General features: G+C 71.0%; 20 protein-coding genes and 1 tRNA gene. 14 read left to right on the top strand and 7 right to left on the bottom strand.

From position 1 onward, the window contains the following. Nucleotides 1–134: 134 nt before the first annotated feature. Both ABT057_RS34825 and ABT057_RS34820 read right to left on the bottom strand, forming a co-directional pair. The gene (locus ABT057_RS34825) at nucleotides 135–1532 is read right to left on the bottom strand and encodes a sensor histidine kinase (protein WP_352347842.1); all 1398 of its coding nucleotides are present in this window, start codon (nucleotides 1530–1532) and stop codon (nucleotides 135–137) included. A 168-nt stretch (nucleotides 1533–1700) separates the two neighbouring features. Continuing rightward, complete coding sequence (locus ABT057_RS34820; protein WP_352347937.1) at nucleotides 1701–2849, bottom strand: sensor histidine kinase; 1149 nt, start codon at nucleotides 2847–2849, stop codon at nucleotides 1701–1703. 318 nt (nucleotides 2850–3167) lie between these two features. On the opposite strand from ABT057_RS34820, the gene ABT057_RS34815 reads away from it, so the two are divergent. The 11 genes from ABT057_RS34815 to htpX all read left to right on the top strand — a co-directional run bounded on the left by ABT057_RS34815 (nucleotide 3168) and on the right by htpX (nucleotide 14449). Beyond that, nucleotides 3168–3602 (top strand): NADH-quinone oxidoreductase subunit A, encoded by a 435-nt coding sequence (locus ABT057_RS34815; protein WP_352347840.1) that lies wholly within the window; start codon nucleotides 3168–3170, stop codon nucleotides 3600–3602. Beyond that, nucleotides 3593–4195 (top strand): NADH-quinone oxidoreductase subunit B, encoded by a 603-nt coding sequence (locus tag ABT057_RS34810; protein ID WP_352347838.1) that lies wholly within the window; start codon nucleotides 3593–3595, stop codon nucleotides 4193–4195. Before ABT057_RS34815 ends, ABT057_RS34810 begins: the two co-directional genes overlap by 10 nt. Continuing rightward, the gene (locus ABT057_RS34805) at nucleotides 4192–5550 is read left to right on the top strand and encodes an NADH-quinone oxidoreductase subunit C (protein ID WP_352347836.1); all 1359 of its coding nucleotides are present in this window, start codon (nucleotides 4192–4194) and stop codon (nucleotides 5548–5550) included. The genes ABT057_RS34810 and ABT057_RS34805 overlap by 4 nt, the downstream gene beginning before the upstream one ends. Beyond that, complete coding sequence (locus ABT057_RS34800) at nucleotides 5547–6515, top strand: complex I subunit 1/NuoH family protein (RefSeq protein ID WP_352347834.1); 969 nt, start codon at nucleotides 5547–5549, stop codon at nucleotides 6513–6515. Before ABT057_RS34805 ends, ABT057_RS34800 begins: the two co-directional genes overlap by 4 nt. 2 nt (nucleotides 6516–6517) lie before the next feature. Then, entirely contained in the window at nucleotides 6518–7171 is a 654-nt protein-coding gene (locus ABT057_RS34795; RefSeq protein ID WP_352347832.1) for a NuoI/complex I 23 kDa subunit family protein, read from the top strand. After that, a complete protein-coding gene (locus tag ABT057_RS34790; protein ID WP_352347830.1) occupies nucleotides 7168–7866 on the top strand; it encodes an NADH-quinone oxidoreductase subunit J family protein in 699 nt (232 codons plus the stop codon). Before ABT057_RS34795 ends, ABT057_RS34790 begins: the two co-directional genes overlap by 4 nt. Further along, nucleotides 7866–8279: an NADH-quinone oxidoreductase subunit NuoK gene (nuoK, locus tag ABT057_RS34785; protein ID WP_352347828.1), complete on the top strand. Its 414-nt coding sequence runs from the start codon at nucleotides 7866–7868 to the stop codon at nucleotides 8277–8279. The genes ABT057_RS34790 and nuoK overlap by 1 nt, the downstream gene beginning before the upstream one ends. Next, nucleotides 8276–10270, top strand: coding sequence for an NADH-quinone oxidoreductase subunit 5 family protein (locus ABT057_RS34780; RefSeq protein ID WP_352347826.1), 1995 nt, complete (start codon nucleotides 8276–8278; stop codon nucleotides 10268–10270). The genes nuoK and ABT057_RS34780 overlap by 4 nt, the downstream gene beginning before the upstream one ends. A gap of 6 nt (nucleotides 10271–10276) precedes the next feature. After that, a complete protein-coding gene (locus tag ABT057_RS34775; protein WP_352347824.1) occupies nucleotides 10277–11851 on the top strand; it encodes a complex I subunit 4 family protein in 1575 nt (524 codons plus the stop codon). Beyond that, nucleotides 11848–13371 carry an NADH-quinone oxidoreductase subunit N gene (locus ABT057_RS34770; RefSeq protein WP_352347822.1) on the top strand — a complete coding sequence of 508 codons (1524 nt, stop codon included), beginning with the start codon at nucleotides 11848–11850 and terminating at the stop codon, nucleotides 13369–13371. The genes ABT057_RS34775 and ABT057_RS34770 overlap by 4 nt, the downstream gene beginning before the upstream one ends. A gap of 214 nt (nucleotides 13372–13585) precedes the next feature. Continuing rightward, on the top strand, nucleotides 13586–14449 hold the full coding sequence (gene htpX / locus ABT057_RS34765; RefSeq protein ID WP_352347820.1) for a zinc metalloprotease HtpX: 864 nt from the start codon (nucleotides 13586–13588) through the stop codon (nucleotides 14447–14449). A gap of 159 nt (nucleotides 14450–14608) precedes the next feature. On the opposite strand, the gene ABT057_RS34760 is transcribed toward htpX, so the two are convergent. After that, nucleotides 14609–15010 (bottom strand): YccF domain-containing protein, encoded by a 402-nt coding sequence (locus tag ABT057_RS34760; protein WP_352347818.1) that lies wholly within the window; start codon nucleotides 15008–15010, stop codon nucleotides 14609–14611. Between the two features lie 534 nt (nucleotides 15011–15544). Then, a complete protein-coding gene (locus ABT057_RS34755; RefSeq protein WP_352347816.1) occupies nucleotides 15545–16798 on the bottom strand; it encodes an APC family permease in 1254 nt (417 codons plus the stop codon). Nucleotides 16799–16987: 189 nt separating this feature from the next. Here ABT057_RS34755 and ABT057_RS34750 point away from each other — a divergent pair, with 189 nt between their 5' ends. Further along, entirely contained in the window at nucleotides 16988–17254 is a 267-nt protein-coding gene (locus tag ABT057_RS34750; protein ID WP_352347814.1) for a GlsB/YeaQ/YmgE family stress response membrane protein, read from the top strand. A 131-nt stretch (nucleotides 17255–17385) separates the two neighbouring features. On the opposite strand, the gene ABT057_RS34745 is transcribed toward ABT057_RS34750, so the two are convergent. Beyond that, nucleotides 17386–17874, bottom strand: coding sequence for a YajQ family cyclic di-GMP-binding protein (locus ABT057_RS34745; RefSeq protein ID WP_352347812.1), 489 nt, complete (start codon nucleotides 17872–17874; stop codon nucleotides 17386–17388). Between the two features lie 223 nt (nucleotides 17875–18097). Between ABT057_RS34745 and ABT057_RS34740 the strand changes: the two genes are divergently transcribed. After that, a tRNA-Tyr gene (locus ABT057_RS34740) sits at nucleotides 18098–18179 on the top strand. Nucleotides 18180–18266: 87 nt separating this feature from the next. On the opposite strand, the gene ABT057_RS34735 is transcribed toward ABT057_RS34740, so the two are convergent. Next, nucleotides 18267–18539 (bottom strand): hypothetical protein, encoded by a 273-nt coding sequence (locus ABT057_RS34735; protein ID WP_352347810.1) that lies wholly within the window; start codon nucleotides 18537–18539, stop codon nucleotides 18267–18269. A gap of 107 nt (nucleotides 18540–18646) precedes the next feature. Here ABT057_RS34735 and ABT057_RS34730 point away from each other — a divergent pair, with 107 nt between their 5' ends. Beyond that, the gene (locus ABT057_RS34730) at nucleotides 18647–18859 is read left to right on the top strand and encodes a hypothetical protein (RefSeq protein ID WP_352347936.1); all 213 of its coding nucleotides are present in this window, start codon (nucleotides 18647–18649) and stop codon (nucleotides 18857–18859) included. 36 nt (nucleotides 18860–18895) lie between these two features. Here the strand turns inward: ABT057_RS34730 and ABT057_RS34725 are convergent, their stop codons facing one another. Further along, a complete protein-coding gene (locus tag ABT057_RS34725; protein WP_352347809.1) occupies nucleotides 18896–19552 on the bottom strand; it encodes an SDR family oxidoreductase in 657 nt (218 codons plus the stop codon). Between the last annotated feature and the right edge of the window lie 235 nt (nucleotides 19553–19787).

Raw genomic sequence — 19787 nt, 5'->3', positions numbered from 1 at the left:
AGGAATGGGGAGGGGAGGGGCACATCTCCCGGACGGCGGGCCTGCCGGGGAGGGGAAAGGGGCGGCGGGGGCGAAGGAGAACCCGCCCCGCACCGCCCCGGAGCGCGACGCGTCCACGCGCCGCCCGCAGCCGCTCAACCCCGCCAGGGCAACTCCGCGGTGATCCGAGTCGGCCCGCCCGCCGGCGAGTCCACCACCAGAATCCCGTCCACCGCGTCCAACCGCTCCGCCAGCCCCGCCAGCCCCGCCAACCCCGACCCCGCGGCGGCATCCGCGCCCCCGACCCCGTCATCCACCACCTGCAACATCAACCGGTTCTCCACCCGCCACACATCGACCGACGCCGACCGGGCCCCACTGTGCTTGCTGACGTTCTGCAGCAGCTCGGACACCGTGAAATAGGCGATGCCCTCGATCGCCGCCACCGGCCGCGACGCCAGGTCGACCTCCACCCGCACCGGCACGGTGCACCGCGAGGCCACCGACGACAGCGCCGCGTCCAGCCCACGGTCGGTGAGGACGGCCGGATGGATCCCCCGCGCCAGATCCCGCAGCTCCTGCAACGCCGTCTTCACCTCACCGTGCGCCTCGTCCACCATCCGCGCCGCCGTCCGCGGATCCTCCCGCAGCTTCTCCTTCGCCAGCCCCAGATCCATCGCCAGCGCCACCAGCCGTGCCTGCGCCCCGTCGTGCAGATCCCGCTCGATCCGCCGCAGATCCGCCGCCGCCGTGTCCACGACCACCCCCCGGTCCGACTCCAGCTCCACCACCCGCGACACCAGCCGCGACGGCCCGAGCAGCCCATGCACCAGCAACCGGTCCACCGTGGTCAGCGCCCGCACGATCCACGGCATGGCCACCGTGACGAGCAGCCCCACCAACGCCGTGACGGTGATCTCGAAGGGGTTGTCCAGATACACCCGGTGCTGCTCGTCGCCGTACCACTGCAGTCCGCCCTGACCGCCGTACATCGGGAACAGCCAGAACCACAGCGGATACGTCAGCAGCGTCCAGCCGAACGAGAACAGCGTGACGGTGACGCAGAACGAGAACACCGCCCACGGGAACTGCACCAGCACGAACAGCACGTGCCGCCACGACGCCCCGCTCTTCAGCACGGCGCCCATCCACGCCGCCACGCCGCCCGGACGGCCGTCCTTCCCCCGCACCCGCAACGGCTCCGGGCGAGCCACCTCCAGCCCCAGCAGCCCCCGCGCCCGCTCCCGCTCCAGCGTCCCGAAGCCCCGGCACGCCGCCAGCCCCGCCGCCAGCACCGGGATCCCGAGGAAGGTCACCAGCAGACCCGCCCCCACCGACAGCATGGACACCGTGAACACGAAGAACACGACACTGAGCGGAAAACCGAGCAGCACATAGGCGAGCTCACGCCAGTGACGCCCGCTGACCGGCTCCCGCAGCACGGTCGGCAGCCGACGACGCGGTCGCCCCTCGTGCCCGTACTCGTCGTACCGCTCGTCGTACCGCTCGTCATGCAGCCCGTACTGGTCGTACCGCCCGTACTGCGTGGCCATCGGCGCCGTCCGTTCTACTCGTCTCCACACGCCCCGCTCATCGCGCAGCTGTTCTGCCCTACCTCCACCCTCCTCGGCGCCCCGCCGACGGAACATGCGGCCCGTCGGCCTCTTGAAAGGGGGGTTTTCCCTACCCCGGCCTTCCTCCGACCTCTGTCCGGCCGGCCGTCACCGCTGGTCGCCACTCCGCTCCCGCCAGGGCAACTCCGCCGTCACCGTCGTGGGACCCCCCTCGGGAGACTCCACGACGAACAGCCCGTCGACCGCGTCCAGCCGCTCCGCCAGCCCCCGCATCCCCGTCCCCGCGTCGACCCGCGCTCCGCCCCGGCCGTCGTCCCACACCTGGACGAGCAGCCGGTTCTGCGCCCGCCACACATCCACCGACGCCGACCGGGCCCCACTGTGCTTGCTGACGTTCTGCAGCAGCTCGGACACCGTGAAGTAGGCGATGCCCTCGATGGCCGCCGCCGGCCTGGACTCCAGATCCGCCGTCACCTTCACCGGCACGGTGCACCGCGAGGCCACCGACGACAGCGCCGCGTCCAGCCCACGGTCGGTGAGGACGGCCGGATGGATCCCCCGCGCCAGATCCCGCAGCTCCTGAAGCGCCAGCTTCACCTCGCCGTGCGCCTCCTCCACCATCGCCGCGACGGCGTCGTCGGCCTGCCCGTCCAGGAGCTTCTCCTTCGCCAGCCCCAGCCCCATCGCCAGATTGACCAGCCGTGCCTGCGCCCCGTCGTGCAGGTCCCGCTCGATCCGCCGCAGATCCGCCGCCGCCGTGTCCACGACCACCCCCCGGTCCGACTCCAGCTCCGCGATCCGCCGCTCGAGCTCGTCGGAAGGCGACAGCAGCGCCCGCACCATCGCCCGGTCCGCGTTGGTCAGCACCCGCGCCACATACGGCAGCACCGGCCACAGCAGGAACAGCGAAGGCAGGACGACGGTGAAGGTGGCGATCCCCCACGGAAGCCGCATGAAGTCGTAGAGCACCGTGCGCCAGGCCACCGGGTCCTTCAACGCCAGCCACATCCGGGCGAGCGGCCCGCCCGCCCGGCGCATCGGCAACGGGCTGGGCTCCTCGATCCGCAGCCCCAGCAGCAGCCGCGCCCGAGCCCGCTCGAACCGGCCCGAGAGCCGCGCGCCCGCCAGCCCGAGGGCCAGCAGGGGCAGCCCGACCACCGTGAGGGTCAGCGAGGCGCCGGTGACCATCACCGTCATCACATACATGAAGCCGAACAGCGACATCGGGAGGTTCGCCAGGAGATACGCGATCTCCTTCCACGTCTGTGCGTCGAGAGCGGGCCGGACCGGCGGCAGAACGGCGTCGTCGGACCGCCGGTGGTCGTCGGATCGCGGATGGTCGGTGGACCGCCGGTGGTCGTCGGATCGCGGGTGGTCGGTGGACCGGTGGCGGTCCTCGGGCTGATGGTGGTAGGGCTGATGGGAAGTGGTCACACGGGCTAGCCTGCCGCGCCGAGCGCCACCGCGCCATGAGGTTCGCACCGCCCGCCGACGGGGGAAAGCCCCCCACCCGCGGTCCTAGGTATGACGGGCTGCTTACCGTCCCTTTATCAGGGCCTAGACTCCGTGCGTACAGATCGTCGAAGAGGCGTCGAGCGGCCCGAGTGACCGAAGATGCCGAAGAGACTGAGGTCAGGGAGCGAGGGGACGGACGTGCGGGAACCGACCGTCGAGATCGCGGCGGACTACTTCCGGTCCTATTCGGTCGTCGGACTGCTCGCCGTCGTCGGCGTGCTCTTCGTCGCCGTCGCCTTCGGCGCCGGACGTCTGCTGCGCCCGGTGGTGCCGACGCCGGAGAAGCTCCTGACGTACGAGTGCGGCGTCGACCCCGTCGGCGAGGGCTGGGCCCACACCCAGGTCCGCTACTACGTCTACTCCTTCCTCTACGTCATCTTCGCCGTCGACTCGATCTTCCTGTTCCCCTGGGCGACGGTCTTCGCCGCCCCCGGCTACGGCGCGACGACCCTCGTGGAGATGTTCATCTTCCTCGGCTTCCTCGCCGTCGGGCTGCTGTACGCATACAAGAAGGGCGTCCTGACATGGACGTGACCCCGCCTCCTTCCACCCAGCCGGTGCCGCTCCCCGAGCCGGGGCGCCTGGGGGCCCTCGCCCGCCTCGCGCCCGAGCCGATGAAGGTCGTCCTCAACTGGGGCCGCCGCTACTCGCTCTGGGTCTTCAACTTCGGCCTCGCCTGCTGCGCGATCGAGTTCATCGCCGCGTCGATGGCCCGCCACGACTTCATCCGCCTCGGCGTCATCCCCTTCGCGCCGGGCCCCCGCCAGGCCGACCTGATGGTGGTCTCGGGCACCGTCACGGACAAGATGGCCCCTGCCGTGAAGCGCCTCTACGAGCAGATGCCCGAGCCGAAGTACGTCATCTCCTTCGGCGCCTGCAGCAACTGCGGCGGCCCCTACTGGGACTCCTACTCCGTGACCAAGGGCGTCGACCAGATCATCCCCGTCGACGTCTACGTCCCCGGCTGCCCGCCCCGCCCCGAGGCGCTCCTCCAAGGCATCCTCAAACTCCAGGAGAAGATCGCCCGCGAGTCCCTCAGCGAGCGCTACGGCACCTCCCGCCCGTCGGCCGCCGCCCTGCAGAGCGGCCTGGTGAAGCCGCCGACCGCCCCGGAGGGCCCGCGATGACCCACGTCGGCTGGCTGCCCGCCCCGGCCGGGGAACTCTTCGGCCCGGACGCCACGGCCGAGGAGTCGTACGAGGTCCTGACCGTCGACGTCCCCCCGGCGTCCTGGCTCACCGCCCTCCGCGTCGCCCGCGACGAACTCTCCTGCACCTATTTCGACTGGCTGAGCGCGGTCGACGAACCGGCCGCGGGCTTCCACGTCACGGCGCACGTCGTGGCCCTCACTCCCGTTCGCCGGCTCCTCCTGCGCACGACGGTCCCGCACGAGGCCCCGACGCTCGCCTCCGCAGTCGACGTCTACGCGGGAGCCGCCTGGCACGAACGCGAGACCCACGAAATGTTCGGCGTCACCTTTGAGGGCCACCCTTCTCTGGACCACCTCCTGCTCCCCGAGACCTTCGAAGGCCACCCCCTCCGCAAGGACTTCGTCCTCGCGGCCCGCGTCGCCAAGGCCTGGCCCGGAGCCAAGGAACCGGGAGAATCCGAGCACGGAGGCCCCAGGCGCCGCCAGATGCTGCCCCCCGGCGTCCCCGACCCGAACGAATGGGGCCCCCTCAAGGGCCAGCTCCCACCCGCCCCGGCCCGCCCGGCCCGCGGCGCGGCGGCGGCCCGCGCCGCCGGAGACCGCCCGCCCCGCGCAGCGGCCGGCGACCGCCCGGCCCGCCGCGCCCGCACGGCGGCAGAGGGCTCGGCCAGCCAGACCGCACCGGAGACCCCGGCGGCCTCGTCGCCCCCTTCGCCCTCGACGCCTTCCGCAGGGACGTCGTCGCCGTCCGGCCCACGCCGGGCGAGGGGCGCCGGCGGAGGCTCGGCATCACAACGAGCCGAGGCAACCGAGCCCACCACAGACACCACGAGCCCCACCGACACGGGCCCCACGGGTGCCTCAACGGCACCGGGTTCCGCAGGAGCCTCAGAGGCACCCGGCGACACAGCAGCCGCCGCTGAGACGCCTCCGGCGACCAGCCGCACCCCCTCCGCCGGTCCGCGCCGTTCCCGCAGCGCCTCCCAGGGCTCGGCATCGCAACGCCCGCAGCCCCCGAGCCCGACCCCCGGCACCCCCGGCCGCCCCATGACGGCTCCCCGCAGTTCCGACGCCCCGTGGCACCACGCCCGCCCGGCCTTCGACGAGCCGCAGCCGGACTCGGCACCGTCCGACCCACAGGCTGCGGCTCCTCAGCAGCCGACTCCGGAGCAGCCGACTCCGGAGAAGCCGGTTCCGGAGCGGTCGGCCCCTGAGTCGGACACGGACGAGGACCCGTCGCCGACCGGCGACAGTTCCACCGGCGGCCCTTCCTCCTCCACCGACGCCACCGAACCCCCCACCCCTGAAACCCCGCCAGGAGGCCCGCAGTGAACGACGCACTCGACGTCGCCCTGCGACTCCTGCTCGTCTTCGTCGTCTTCCTCACCTTCCCTCTGATCGTCGGTCAGACCGAGCACAAGGTGATGGCCCACATGCAGGGCCGACTCGGCCCGATGTACGCCGGCGGCTTCCACGGCTGGGCCCAACTGATCGCCGACGGTGTGAAGTTCGCGCAGAAGGAGGACGTGGTCCCGGCGGGTGCCGACCGCCGTATCTTCCAGCTCGCACCGGCCGTAGCCCTCCTTCCGTACCTTCTCGTCCTGCTCGCCATCCCGATCGGCCCCGGCGAGGGCGCCGTCGGCCAGGTCCTGGACGCGGGTGTCTTCTTCGTCCTCGCCGTGATGGGCGTCGGTGTGCTCGGCTCCCTCATGGCCGGATGGGCCAGCGCCAACAAGTTCTCCCTCCTCGGCGGTCTGCGCACCGCCGCCCAGCTCCTCGCCTACGAACTCCCGATGCTGCTCACCGCCGCCTCGGTGGCGATGGCGGCCGGAACGGTCTCACTGCCCGGCATCGTCGACGCCTTCGAGTGGTGGTGGCTGCCCTGGCAGATCGTCGGCGCGATCGTCTTCTTCGTCGCCGGTCTCGCCGAACTCCAGCGCCCGCCCTTCGACATGCCCGTCGCCGACTCGGAGATCATCTTCGGTGCCTACACCGAGTACACCGGTCTGCGTTTCGCTCTCTTCCTCCTCGCCGAGTACGCCGGAATCGTCGTCCTGTGCGGCCTGACCACCGTCCTCTTCCTGGGCGGCTGGCACGGCCCCTGGGGCGCCGACGGCCTCGGCTGGGTCTGGACCCTGCTGAAGACGGCCGTCCTCGCCTTCGTCGTCATCTGGCTGCGCGTCACCTATCCGCGTCTGCGCGAGGACCAGCTCCAGAAGCTGTCCTGGACCCTTCTCGTTCCCCTCTCCCTCGCTCAGATCGCCCTCACCGGCGTCGTGAAGGTGGTGATCCAGTAACCATGGCTGCGTCTCTCCCACCCACCCGGCCCCGCATTCCCGGCTCCGGTCTGGCCAAGGGCCTGGCCGTCACCCTCCGCACGATGACGCGGAAGTCCGTCACCGAGCAGTACCCGGACGCCCAGCCGGAGCTTCCGCCCCGCACCCGGGGCGTGATCGGCCTGTTCGAGGAGAACTGCACGGTCTGCATGCTGTGCGCCCGCGAGTGCCCCGACTGGTGCATCTACATCGACTCCCACAAGGAGACGGTCCCGCCCGCCGCCCCGGGCGGTCGTGAGCGCAGCCGCAACGTCCTCGACCGCTTCGCCATCGACTTCTCGCTGTGCATGTACTGCGGCATCTGTATCGAGGTCTGTCCTTTCGACGCCCTTTTCTGGTCCCCGGAGTTCGAGTACGCCGAGACCGACATCCGCGAGCTCACCCACGAGCGCGACAAGCTCCGCGAGTGGATGTGGACCGTCCCGGCCCCGCCCGCCCTCGACCCGGCGGCGGAGGAGCCGAAGGAGATCGCCGCCGCCCGCAAGACGGCGGAGAAACTCGCCGCCGCCCAGGCCGCACCCGACCCCACGGAGCCCACCGAGTCCACGGGGTCGACCGACTCCACCGAGTCCACGGGGCAGACCGGGACCGCCGGCCGGCAGGAAGGAGAGTCGTGACCCTCGCCGAAGCGCCGCACGGTTTCCTCTCCCCGACCGGAGTCGAGATCGCCTTCGTCCTCGTCGGTCTGGCCACCTTCGGCGCCGCCCTGGTCACCGTCACCACCCGGCAGCTGGTACACGCCGCCCTGTGGCTGGTGGTCGCCCTCGGCGGCCTCGCCGTCGAATACCTCCTGCTCACCGCCGAGTTCATCGCCTGGGTGCAGGTCCTCATCTATGTCGGTTCCGTGGTCGTCCTCCTTCTCTTCGGTCTGATGCTCACCAAGGCCCCCATCGGCCGCTCGCCCGACGCCGACTCGGGCAACCGCTGGGCCGCTCTCACGGTCGCCGTCGCATCGGCCGCCGCTCTGGTCTGGGTGGTCGTCGACGCCTTCCGCACCACCTGGATCGACCTGGACGGGCCCGCCGCCGGCTCCACCGAGGTCACCGGAGCGAGCCTCTTCCAGAACTGGGTCCTCCCCTTCGAGGCCCTCTCCGTCCTCCTCCTCGCGGCTCTGGTCGGCGCGATCGTCCTGTCCCGCAAGGCGGGGGCGGAGTCGAGCTCTCCCCCTGTGAACTCCCGAACCGTCACCAAGAGTTCCCGATCCATCACAGAGAGTTCCGAAAAATCCGCGGAGAGTTCCGGCAGGTCCTCATCGGCCTCCGACGCTCCGGAAGCTCCGGACGGCCCGTCCGAGCAGGAAGGCGCCCGCTGATGCACCTCGCCTATCCCGCCGTCCTCGCCGCCCTCCTCTTCTGCACCGGTCTGTACGGCGTCCTCGCCCGCCGCAACGCGATCCTCGTCCTGATGTCCGTCGAGCTGATGCTCAATGCCGTCAACCTCAACCTTGTCGCCTTCGACGTCTGGCTCAGCAGGGCCGCCGAGGACACCCTGCACTCCGGTCAGGCACTGACCCTGTTCACCATCGCGATCGCCGCCGCCGAGATCGGCATAGGCCTGGCGATCGTGCTCGCCGTGTACCGAAACCGCGGCACCTCGGACATCGACAAGCTCCGCGACACCGCCGAGGGCCACGGCACTTCCGAGGGCCACGGCACTTCCGAGGGCAACGACACCGACACCCCCGAGACCGAGCCGGGCGCCGAGAAGGCTGAGGCCACCGCGTGACCACGACCACCCTCGCCGTCCTCGTCCCCCTCCTTCCCTTCCTGGGCGCGATCACCGGACTGCTCCTCGGTCGCACCGCCCCCGGATTCGTCCGCCCCCTCGCCGTCCTGCCGACGCTCACCTCCCTGGTCCTGGCCGTCCTCGTCGCCGTACGCCAGGGCGGCGACGCGGCCGTCAACGCCGTCACCGAACTCACCCCCACCGGCTCGGTCCCGATCGAACTCGCCCTGTACATCGACGGGTTCGCCGCCCTGGTCGCCGTCGTCGTCGGCACCGTCGCCACCTGTGTGCAGATCTACTCGACCAGCTACCTCCGCGAGGACCCGCGCTACCCGTCGTACGCGGCGCTCGTCTCCCTGTTCACGTCCGCGATGTTCCTGGTCGTCTACTCCGGCGACCTGATCGTGCTGCTGGTCGGCTGGGAAGTCATGGGCATCTGCTCCTACTTCCTCGTCGGCCACTACTGGGAGACCCCGGAGGCCCGCGCCGCCTCCATCAAGGCCTTCCTCGTCACCAAGCTCGGTGACGTCCCCTTCCTCATCGGCCTGTTCGCCCTCGGCACGCAGGCCGGTTCCTTCCGCATCACGAAGGTCCTCGCCACCGTCACACACGGCGGTCTCGACCACCCGACGCTCATCGCCCTGCTGCTCCTGGCGGGTGTGGCCGGCAAGTCGGCGCAGTTCCCGCTGCACACCTGGCTTCCCGACGCGATGGCGGGCCCCACCCCTGTCTCCGCGCTGATCCATGCCGCGACGATGGTCGCCGCCGGTGTCTACTTCATCGCCCGTCTCCTCCCGGTCTTCGAGGCCTCCGCGGCCGCGATGGTCGTCCTCGCCGTGATGGCGGCGGTCACGATGGTCGGCTCGGGTCTCGCCGCGCTCGCCCAGGACGACATCAAGCGCGTCCTCGCCTACTCGACCATCGGCCAACTCGGCTACATGACCGGTGCGCTCGCTGTCGGCGACCGCTCGGCCGCCGTCTTCCACCTCCTGTCGCACGGCGCCTTCAAAGCCCTGCTGTTCCTCGCCGCGGGTGTGGTCATCCATGCCGCCGGCACCAACTCGCTCGCGGCCATGTCCCGCATGAGTCACCTGCGCGACCGCATCCCCGACGCCTACTGGACGATGACCGTGGCGCTCCTCGCGCTCGCCGCGATCCCGCCGTTCAGCGGCTTCTTCTCCAAGGAGTCCGTCCTCGGCGCCGCCGAACACGTCACCACCGGTCACACCGCGCACGCACCCGGCGCGGCCGGCTGGCTCGTCCTCGTCGCCGGGCTGCTCACCGCCCTCCTCACCGCCGCCTACGCGACCCGGCTGTGGCTGCTGGCCTTCTACGGCCGGGGTACCGAAGCCGCCGACCACGGCCGCCAGCCCCTGACCATGACCGTCGTGCTGTGGGTCCTCGCGGTGCCGTCCCTCGCCCTCGGCGCGTTCGCCTACCGCACGCTCCCCGACTGGTTCGACGGCGCCGACCTCGCCCCGGCCCTCACCACGTCCGTGATCGGCACGGGCGTGGCCCTGGCCGGCGCGCTCGTCACCTATGCCGCCTGGCGCCACCTCACCGCCCTCGCCGCGCGCGTCCCGATCGGTGCGGTCGCCGCCCACCCCGAGGGCGACGCGGCCCAGGTCGAGGCCGAGGCCATCGCGACGCACGCGCCCGCCTACGGAGACGTGGCCTCCGCTCCCGACCCGGCGGACCCGGGGCGGCTCCTGCTCGGCCCGTTGCACCGCCACGCGGCAGTCGGCTTCCACCTCGACGCCGTCTACCAGGCGCTGTTCGTCCGCCCCGTGCAGGGCGCCGCGAGCCTCGTGCGGTTCCTCGACCGCGAGGTCGTCGACACCTACGTACGCGGCGCGGGCACCCTGCCCCGCTGGCTCGGTACCGCCGTACGGCGTGCCCAGACCGGCAACGTCCAGACCTATGTGAGCGCGCTGCTCGCCGGCACCGTCGTCCTGGCGGTCGCCGCCCTTCTCGTCGCCTCGGGAGCGTGAGCAGGCGTGATCGATATCAACGAGTCCGTGATGCAGCTTCTTCTGGCGTTGATCGTCGTCGGCCCGCTCCTCGGCGCCGCCGCCGCGCTTCTGCCCGCCCCGCCCGGACTGAAGGGGAAGTCACCCGACCAGGCCGTCCTGCGGCACGGCGTCACGGTCACCGGCGTGGTCCTCATCGCCGCGATCGTCCTCGCGCTCGGCTTCGACCACGACCATCCGTCGAAGATGCAGGCCGGCACGGACATCAGCTGGATCCCCGCACTCGACGTGCGCATCCACCTCGGCATCGACGGCATCTCCCTCCCTCTTGTGGTGCTGACCGCGCTGCTGACCTTCCTCTGCGCGCTGTACTCCTACTTCAAGCCGCCCGCGGGCCCGACCCCGAAGGCCTTCGTCGCGCTCGTGCTCGTCCTCGAGTCCGGGACGCTCGCCACCTTCGCCGTCCTCGACCTGCTGCTGTTCTTCCTCGCCTTCGAGACGGTCCTGATCCCGATGTACTTCCTCATCGCCCGCTGGGGCGGCGAGGGCCGGACCCGGGCGGCCTGGAAGTTCATCCTCTTCACCCTGCTCGGATCCGTGGTCATGCTGCTCGGCCTGCTCCTGATCGGAATCAAGGCGGGCACGTTCGACATGGTCGCACTCGCCACTGACAACGGCCGGTCGCTGAGCACGTCCGTGCAGGTCATCGCCGTTCTGGCGATCGGGATCGGACTCGCCGTCAAGACCCCGATGTGGCCCCTGCACAGCTGGCTGCCCGATGCCCACACCGCAGCCCCGACCGTCGGCTCGGTCCTCCTGGCGGGCGTCCTGCTGAAGATGGGTACGTACGGGTTCGTCCGGATTCTTCTCCCGATCGCGCCCGACGGATTCCACACCTTCGCGCCCTACCTCGCCGCCTTCGCCGTCGTCGGGATCATCTACGGATCCCTGGCCTGTCTGGCCCTCGCCAAGCAGGGCGCGAAGGGTGACCTCAAACGCCTCATCGCCTATTCCTCCGTCGGCCACATGGGCTTCGTCCTGCTCGGCATCGCCTCCACCACCCCGGCCGGAGTGAACGGCGCCCTGTTCGCCAACATCGCCCACGGCCTCATCACCGGCCTCCTCTTCTTCCTGGTCGGCGCGCTGAAGGACCGCACGGGAACGACCGACCTCGACGCCCTCGCCGAACAGACCGGAGCCGCGCTGTACGGCAAGGCCCCCCGCCTCGGCGGACTGCTCGCCTTCGCGGCCGTAGCCTCCCTCGGTCTGCCGGGCCTCGCCGGGTTCTGGGGCGAAATGCTCGCGATGTTCGGCGCGTTCGACCCCGCCGCCGACCTCAGCCGCCCCGCCTTCCTCACCTTCACGGCGATCGCCGCCTTCGGCACCCTGCTCACCGCCGCCTACCTGCTCGTCGTGGTCCGCCGCGTCTGCATGGGCGCACTCCCGCAGGACGCGCCCAAGCTCGCCGACGTCCATACCTACGAGTTCGCGGCCTGGACCCCGCTCGTCGCCCTCACCGTCGTCGCAGGCCTGTGGCCCAAGGCCCTCCTCGGCCTGACCGACCCGGCCGTGCAGCAGCTCCTCGCAGGAGGCACCCGATGAGCTCCCCGGCCCAGCCCCTGGCCGAGTCCCTGGTCCAGTCCGTCGACTGGCTCGCGATCGCCCCGCCCACCGTGGCGGCGGTCGTCGCCCTGGTCGTCCTGGTCGCGGACCTGTTCGTACCGGACGACCGCAAGTCCCTCCTCGGGTGGCTCTCGGTCGCCGGCCTCGCCGCCTGCACGGCCCTGCTGCTGCCCCTCCTGGACGGCGACCGCTCCACCTTCTGCCTGACCGGCGGGCCGAGCGCCTGCAGCTACACGGCCGACCGCTTCACCCTCGTCATCCAGTTCCTCGTCCTGGGCGGTGCCCTGCTGGCCGCCCTCCTGTCGGTGACCGGCCTGAAGGACGCGCGCGGACGACTCCCCGCAGGGGAGTTCTGGTTCCTGCTGCTGTCCTCCGCCGCCGGGGCCGCCCTGCTGCCCGCCTCACGGGACCTCGCCACCCTCGTCGTCGCCCTGGAGGTCGCCTCCCTGCCCGCGTTCGCCCTCGTCGGCATCCGGCACGGCGACAGCAGGTCCTCCGAGGCGGCCCTGAAGTTCTTCCTGTCGTCGGTCACCGCGACCGCCGTCAGCCTGATGGGCATCAGCTTCGTCTACGCCACGACCGGCACCCTCTACCTCACCCAGGTCGCCGACCGCATCCAGCACGTCGACGGCCAACTGCACACCCTCGCCCGGACCGGAGTCGTCCTCACCCTGGTCGGCTTCGCCTTCAAGACGGCTGCCGTCCCCTTCCACTTCTGGGTCCCCGACACCTACGTCGGAGCCCCCCTCCCCATCGCCGCCTACCTGTCGGTCGTCGGCAAGGCGGTCGGCTTCTCCGGCCTCATCCTCGTCACCGTCATCGGGTTCCCCTCCTACGCCGACGTCTGGGGCCCCGCCCTGGCTGTGCTCGCCGCCCTCACCATGACCGTCGGCAATCTCGGCGCCCTCCGCCAGCAGTCCACGCGCGCGTACAGCGCCGTACGCCTGCTCGCCTGGTCCTCGGTCGGCCAGGCCGGCTACCTCCTCGTACCGATCGCCGCCGCCGCGTACACCGACGACGCCGAGCGCGCCATCGGCTCCACGGTCGCGTACGCCCTCATGTACGCCGCCGTGAACCTCGGAGCCTTCGCGGTGGCCGCCCTCGTGGGCCGTACGAGCGCGGAGAACCGCCTCACGGACTACCGGGGCCTGTACGCCAGGAACCCGCTCTCCGCGCTCCTCCTGGCCTTCTTCCTGCTCTGCCTTGCCGGGCTCCCGCCGGGCATCATCGGCCTCTTCGCCAAGGTCACCGTCTTCTCGGCGGCCGTCGACGCGGGCCTCGGCTGGCTCGCCGTCGTCATGGCCGTCAACGTCGTGATCGCCCTCTACTACTACCTCCAGTGGACGGCCCTGCTCTTCCGCGCCCCCGAGGGCGAAACTGTCAAGCACCGCGTGCCCGCCCCCCTCACGGCCGCGATCACCCTCACCGCGGCCCTCGGCATCGCCCTCTCCGGAGCCCCACAACTGGTCCTGCGCTTCACCGACACCGGCCTCTTCTGAACCCTTCGCCGACACCACATACGCGCGTACGTCCCCGCCCTCACCCGGGCGGCCCATACCCGTGCCCGCGTGCACAAGGGAACTAGTGCCTCCCGCCTGGCGTTGACCTGTACGGGAGGGTGCACTGGACGTGACATCACGGCACCGGTGGCACCGGAGACAGGCAAGATCCGCAAGCAGAGGGTTCCCCGCCGCACGACTTGGAGGGCGTACCGTGCACCGCCGGCACAACGGGCTCAGGACCGCAGTACTCCTCGGGGGACTGTCCGCACTCATCATCGTCATCGGCAGCTTCTTCGGCCGCGCGGGCCTCGTCGTCGCAGTGCTGATCGCGCTCGGGACGAACGCGTACGCGTACTGGAACAGCGACAAGCTCGCGCTACGCGCGATGCGCGCCCGCCCCGTCAGCGAGTTCGAGGCACCCGCGCTGTACCGGATGGTCCGCGAACTCTCCACCCAGGCCCGCCAGCCCATGCCCCGCCTGTACATCTCCCCGACCGAGGCCCCCAACGCCTTCGCCACCGGCCGCAACCCTCGCAACGCCGCCGTGTGCTGCACGGAAGGGATCCTGCGCATACTCGACGAGCGTGAACTGCGCGGCGTCATCGGCCACGAACTCAGCCACGTCTACAACCGCGACATCCTCATCTCGTCGGTGGCCGGCGCCCTCGCCTCCGTGATCATGTTTCTGGTCAACTTCGCCTGGCTGATCCCGATCGGCCGCTCCGACGACGACGACGGCCCCGGCCTCCTGGGCCTGCTCCTCATCATGATCCTGGGCCCGCTCGCGGCCAGCCTCATCCAGCTCGCCATCAGCCGCTCCCGGGAGTACGAGGCGGACGCGTCCGGAGCCCAGCTCACCGGCGACCCCCTCGCCCTCGCCGGGGCCCTGCGAAAACTGGAGGCGGGCACCAAGCAGCTCCCGCTGCCCCCCGAGCCCCGCATCGAGACCGCAAGCCACATGATGATCGCGAACCCCTTCCGCCCGGGCCAGGGGCTCTCCAAGGTGTTCTCGACCCACCCGCCGATGGCGGAACGAATCGCCCGGCTCGAGAAAATGGCAGGTCGTCACCAGTGAAGACCACCCTGAACGCCATCTGACTCTTCCTGAGCGGCTTCTGACCGTTCCTCGGCCACATCCTCGCGGGCCCGCGGCTCGGCACCACGGGCATCGGCCTTCCGGCATTCCCCTCGGGATCGGTCCTCCGCATTCGGCATCGCGGTCGGGCCGGCTCCGCTAACGACCGGCGAATCCCTGGTCCGTGGCGACGACCTCACGCCCCAACGGCATGAGCGAGATGGGGATCAGTTTCAGGTTGGCCCACCCGAACGGGATGCCGATGATCGACAGGAACAGCGGGATGCTCGTGACAAGGTGGGCAAGAGCGAGCCACCAACCCGCGAAGATCACCCAGATCACGTTCCCGATGAACGACCCGGCCCCGGCATCCGGCCGATCCACAGTGGTGCGGCCGAACGGCCAGAGGACGAATCCGGCGATGCGCAGGGACGCGATGCCGAAGGGGATGGTGACGATCAGGATGAAGCAGATCAGCGCGGCGATCACGTAGCCGATCGCCATCCAGATCCCGCAGAAGACGAGCCAGATGATGTTCAGCAGCAGGTTGAGCAGCTTCATGATCGACACCTTCCAGGTGGTCCGCCGGTACTGTCCTGCTACCACCAGTATCAGCAGGTCACGCGTTCAGGCAGAACCGGAGCGCCGTTGTGGCGTGATCGGGAACGCACGGAGACGATCCCCTTCGGTATCGGGGACTTCAACCTGGCTCCGGTCGTGCTGTTCCCGTCGGGCGGCGAAATCATGTCCACGAGACCAGCCGTTCGCGGCACGCTGACGGCATGCCGGTCCGACCTGCGAGATCCGCACGCGGATGGTTTTCCACAATCGGCCGGTTGTCCACAGGCCGGTCCGTATGTCGGTGGCGGGCGGCATCATGGACGCATGACCGAGAAAGAGCAGGCACCGGGAGCCCGAAGGCGGGAGTTCCGGATACGCGGCGCGGCCGCCGGGACGACGACGCCGTAGCTCCGAGCCGCCTCGGCCCCGAGCCACCGTACGGGGCCGCTGCCGTGTCCCCGCGCCGCCGTACGCTCCCGAGCCCGCCGCGCACTCGCTGATCACGGCGTCTGCCGGCGCCGCTCACCACACCCGTCAGCGTGCCCGCGTCGCCCACCGCCGTACCCCGTACGCGACCGCGCCCAGAGCGAGGACGGCCGCCCCCGCCGCCACCGACGCCCGCGGCAGGGCGAACGCCAGGGTCACACAGCCCAGGAGACCCACCGCCGGGACCGCCCGCGCCCGGAGGGAGGAGTCGAGGGTCCAGGCCGAGGCGTTGGCCACCGCGTAGTACGCCAGCACACCGAAGGAGGAGAAGCCGATCGCGCCCCGTACGTCCACCGTGGCGGCCAGTACCGCCACCACCGCCCCCACTGCCAGTTCGGCCCGATGGGGCACCCGGTAGCGCGGGTGCACGGCCGCCAGGGCGCCGGGCAGGTGGCCGTCGCGTGCCATGGCCAGCGTGGTGCGTGAGACGCCCAGCACCAGGGCGAGCAGCGACCCCAACGCGGCCACGGCGGCCCCCGCCCGGACCACCGGCACCAGCCCCGGCACCCCCGCCGCCCGCACCGCTTCGGCCAGCGGAGCCGTCGCCCGCCCGAGAGCACCCGCCCCCAGCACGGAAAGGACAGCCACCGCCACACACGCGTACACGGCCAGCGTGACGCCCAGCGCCAGCGGGATCGCGCGCGGGATGGTGCGCGCCGGATCCCGCACCTCCTCGCCGAGGGTCGCGATGCGCGCGTACCCCGCGAAGGCGAAGAACAGCAGACCGGCGGCCTGCAGCACACCACCCGCGCCGCCGGAGGCCCCGTCACCCAGCCGCCCGGCGTCGGACACCCCGGAGCCCAGGCACACCACGACCACGGAAGCGAGGATCGCCAGAACCACCGCCACGATCACCCGGGTCAGCCAGGCCGACTTCTGGATGCCGCCGTAGTTCACGGCGGTGAGCGCCACCACAGCCGCGACCGCCACCGCGTGCGCCTGTTCCGGCCAGACGTACGCCCCGACCGTCAACGCCATCGCCGCACAGGAGGCCGTCTTCCCGACCACGAACGACCAGCCGGCCAGGTAGCCCCAGAACGCTCCCAGCCGTTCGCGCCCGTACACGTAGGTGCCGCCCGAGGCCGGATAGCGGGCGGCGAGACGTGCGGACGACATGGCGTTGCAATAGGCGACCAGCGCGGCGAGCGCGAGGCCGATCAGCAGCCCGGAGCCCGCGGCGTGCGCGGCGGGAGCGAGGGCGGCGAAGACGCCCGCCCCGATCATCGAGCCGAGCCCGATGACCACGGCATCGCCGACGCCGAGCGTCCGCCGCAGCTCGGCGGGGGATCCGGACTGTGTCATGTGCCGCACCCTACTGATCGACGGAACCACCGGGTGCAGTCGTGACGTCGTCCAGAACAACACGTTCCCAACCCGCGTGCGACGCAGGACTCGGGGGAGGAGGGCGTGGGGAAGAGCGGCCCGTCCGGAGCGAGCGGGATCACAGTGCCCGGACAGTGCGGGCACAGCACGGAAGGGCAGGTTCAGGACATGGGCATCATCAGCTGGATCATCCTGGGACTGTTGGCCGGAGTCATCGCCAAGGTCCTGCTGCCGGGCCGAGACCCCGGCGGCTTCATCGGTACGACCCTCATCGGCATCGCGGGCGCGTTCGTCGGCGGCTGGATATCGGCCCGCTGGCTGGACCACCCCATCAGCAAGGACTTCTACGACGGCGCCACCTGGGCGGCGGCGATCGGCGGATCGCTCGTGCTCCTGATCATCTACCGCCTGTTGTTCGGCAACTCGCGGGACTGAGTTCGCGCTGAAGCGGGGGCCGGCAGGCGTGGCAGGGGAGAGGGGTCGGCACCCCGTGGTGCCCACCCCTCCTCGTCACCGGGGGCGCGCGTCCGGCGGATCGGCCACCGGCAAGACGTCGGTCGGCGGGCCTACCGGTAGTTCACGAACTGCAGCGCGAAGTCGAAGTCCTGACCCTTCAGCAGGGCGATGACGGCCTGCAGGTCGTCGCGGCTCTTGGAGCTGACACGCAGTTCGTCGCCCTGCACCTGGGCCTTCACGCCCTTGGGGCCCTCGTCGCGGATGAGCTTCGCGACCTTCTTCGCGTTGTCCTGGGAGATGCCCTCCTTGATCTCCGCGAAGAGCTTGTACTCCTTGCCGGAGAGCTGGGGCTCGCCCGCGTCCAGCGCCTTCAGCGAGATCCCGCGCTTGATCAGCTTCGACTGGAAGACGTCGAGGACGGCGTTCACCCGGTCCTCGGAGTTCGCCTCCATGAGGATCTTCTCACCGGACCACGAGATCGAGGCACCCACGCCCTTGAAGTCGTAGCGCTGCGAGATCTCCTTGGCGGCCTGGTTGAGGGCGTTGTCGACCTCCTGCCGCTCGACCTTCGAGACGATGTCGAAACTGGAGTCGGCCATGTCCTGTGGCTCCTTGTATCGGGGTGCGTGTGACGTGCGTATCGGCGTACGTGGGGCGGCCGCCGAACCCGGCGTGATCCCGGGCCGCATCCGCCCAAGCCTAGCCACCCGCGGTCCCCCCGGCGCAGATCAATCGGGTGGCGAAGCACCCCTCCCCATCGGGTATTGTTTACGTCGTTGCCAGGGAGCACCGCCGAAAAGCGGTTCGAAAGGCAGCAAACCCGGCGGTGTGCCCGAGCGGCCAAAGGGAGCAGACTGTAAATCTGCCGGCTCAGCCTTCCCAGGTTCGAATCCTGGCGCCGCCACACGGGACAAAGGGCCCGTGACCTGTGAGAAAAGCAGGTCACGGGCCCTTTGGTGTGTCCGGGGGTGCTGTTGCCGGGATGCGGGGGTCAGGCGTCGAAGGTCGTTGCCGTGCGCTTCACCTCCTCCTCCACGTCGTTGCGCGGTCTGCCCTCCGCCTTGGCGTGCTCGGTCACCGCGGCCTGGACGTCGCGGGCGAGGTCGCGCCAGGCCCGCCAGGCGGTCTCGTAGGTGTCGGTCTGGGTCTCCGACCAGGGCGTGGCCGTAGGAGGGCCGTACGCGTCCCGTAGCTGCTCGACCCTCGCGTGGGCCTCGTCGGCCAGCCGCTGCATCTGTACGAGTTCCTCGACGGTATGTGCCATATGTACGGATGCTAAGGAGAGGACGGGGGTTCCGCGCGGCGAGCGGGGCGTGTGCCGCGACCCGGTACCCGCGTGGCTCACTGGGGCACACTGACCTCATGTCCAGCGTGTCCAGCCGTCGCAGAACCTGCCCGGAATGCCGTCGCGAGATCGCCCTCGTCGCGGGACGGTTCGCGCGGCACGACCCGCCGGGGGCGCGGGAGAGCGCCGCGCTCGTCTCCTGCGCCGGTTCCCGCAGGATGGCTCAACTGGGGGCGGCGCAGCCGTCCTTGGACGGGTATGTCCTGCCGGACTTTCCCGGGCAGCTGCCGCTCTTCTGAGCAGCGGCCGAGTGCTTGAAGGGGACTGAGGGGGCCTCAGTTCCCCGCCACCGACTTCACCGCCACCGGTGCCGGCGTCGAACCGCCGATCAGCTCCAGCGTGAGGCCGGACGTCGCCGGGGTGTCCAGGAGTTCCGCGAGGACGGCGGCCACGTCGTCGCGTGTGACCGCGCCGCGGCCCGTGTGGGCCTCGAGGCGGACCAGGCCGGTGCCGGGGTCGTCAGTGAGCGCGCCGGGGCGCAGGACCGTCCAGTCGAGGGAGTCCAGACCTTGGACGTGGGCGTCCGCCTCGCCCTTGGCGCGCAGGTAGACGTCGAAGACCTCGTCGCCCTCGTGGCGGGGGTCAGCGCCCATCGACGACACGATCAGGAAGCGCCGGACGCCCGCCCGGACCGCCGCGTCCGCGAACAGCACGGCCGCGCCCTTGTCCACCGTGTCCTTGCGGGTGACGCCGCTGCCCGGGCCCGCGCCCGCCGCGAACACCGCCGCGTCCGCGCCCCGCAGCCGCTCGGCCACGGCCTCGACCGACGCCGACTCCAGGTCCAGGACGACCGGTTCGGCACCGGCCGCCAGCAGGTCGCCCGCCTGTTCGGACCTGCGGATGATCCCCGCTACCTCGTCCCCGCGCGCGGCGAGCAGCCGCTCCAGCCGCAGCGCGATCTGACCATGACCACCAGCGATGACAATGCGCATGTCTACGACCGTACGCCCGGCGCGCCCCGTCCGCCGTACGACTCCGGCCACGCCCCGTACGCACCCGTGCCGACCCTCGCGGGCCTAGGGCGTGTTTCGAAAGTCCCGCCTGCCTGGCGGCGTCTGGCACGCACGCTCGCCGCGTTGTCGGGCGCGCCCCGATACATCCAGTATCGGGGCGACCCTCCGCCTTGCGATCGCACGCACCAGACGCCGCCAGGCCTGCCCTTCGGGC

Source organism: Streptomyces sp. NPDC002588, from assembly GCF_040295925.1.
Taxonomy (GTDB): Bacteria; Actinomycetota; Actinomycetes; order Streptomycetales; family Streptomycetaceae; genus Streptomyces.
The sequence above is the reverse complement of the archived record's forward strand: the minus strand, read 5'-3'. Positions and strand labels throughout refer to the sequence as shown.

What these genes read in the sequence shown, in the direction of transcription:
- ABT057_RS34755 (WP_352347816.1), bottom strand. Translation starts at nt 16,798, where the DNA reads ATGACACAGTCCGGATCCCCCGCCGAGCTGCGGCGGACGCTCGGCGTC.
- ABT057_RS34725 (WP_352347809.1), bottom strand. Translation starts at nt 19,552, where the DNA reads ATGCGCATTGTCATCGCTGGTGGTCATGGTCAGATCGCGCTGCGGCTG.
- ABT057_RS34810 (WP_352347838.1), top strand. Translation starts at nt 3,593, where the DNA reads ATGGACGTGACCCCGCCTCCTTCCACCCAGCCGGTGCCGCTCCCCGAG.
- ABT057_RS34760 (WP_352347818.1), bottom strand. Translation starts at nt 15,010, where the DNA reads ATGAAGCTGCTCAACCTGCTGCTGAACATCATCTGGCTCGTCTTCTGC.
- nuoK (WP_352347828.1), top strand. Translation starts at nt 7,866, where the DNA reads ATGCACCTCGCCTATCCCGCCGTCCTCGCCGCCCTCCTCTTCTGCACC.
- ABT057_RS34825 (WP_352347842.1), bottom strand. Translation starts at nt 1,532, where the DNA reads ATGGCCACGCAGTACGGGCGGTACGACCAGTACGGGCTGCATGACGAG.
- ABT057_RS34770 (WP_352347822.1), top strand. Translation starts at nt 11,848, where the DNA reads ATGAGCTCCCCGGCCCAGCCCCTGGCCGAGTCCCTGGTCCAGTCCGTC.
- ABT057_RS34805 (WP_352347836.1), top strand. Translation starts at nt 4,192, where the DNA reads ATGACCCACGTCGGCTGGCTGCCCGCCCCGGCCGGGGAACTCTTCGGC.
- ABT057_RS34750 (WP_352347814.1), top strand. Translation starts at nt 16,988, where the DNA reads ATGGGCATCATCAGCTGGATCATCCTGGGACTGTTGGCCGGAGTCATC.
- ABT057_RS34815 (WP_352347840.1), top strand. Translation starts at nt 3,168, where the DNA reads ATGCCGAAGAGACTGAGGTCAGGGAGCGAGGGGACGGACGTGCGGGAA.
- ABT057_RS34745 (WP_352347812.1), bottom strand. Translation starts at nt 17,874, where the DNA reads ATGGCCGACTCCAGTTTCGACATCGTCTCGAAGGTCGAGCGGCAGGAG.
- ABT057_RS34795 (WP_352347832.1), top strand. Translation starts at nt 6,518, where the DNA reads ATGGCTGCGTCTCTCCCACCCACCCGGCCCCGCATTCCCGGCTCCGGT.
- ABT057_RS34735 (WP_352347810.1), bottom strand. Translation starts at nt 18,539, where the DNA reads ATGGCACATACCGTCGAGGAACTCGTACAGATGCAGCGGCTGGCCGAC.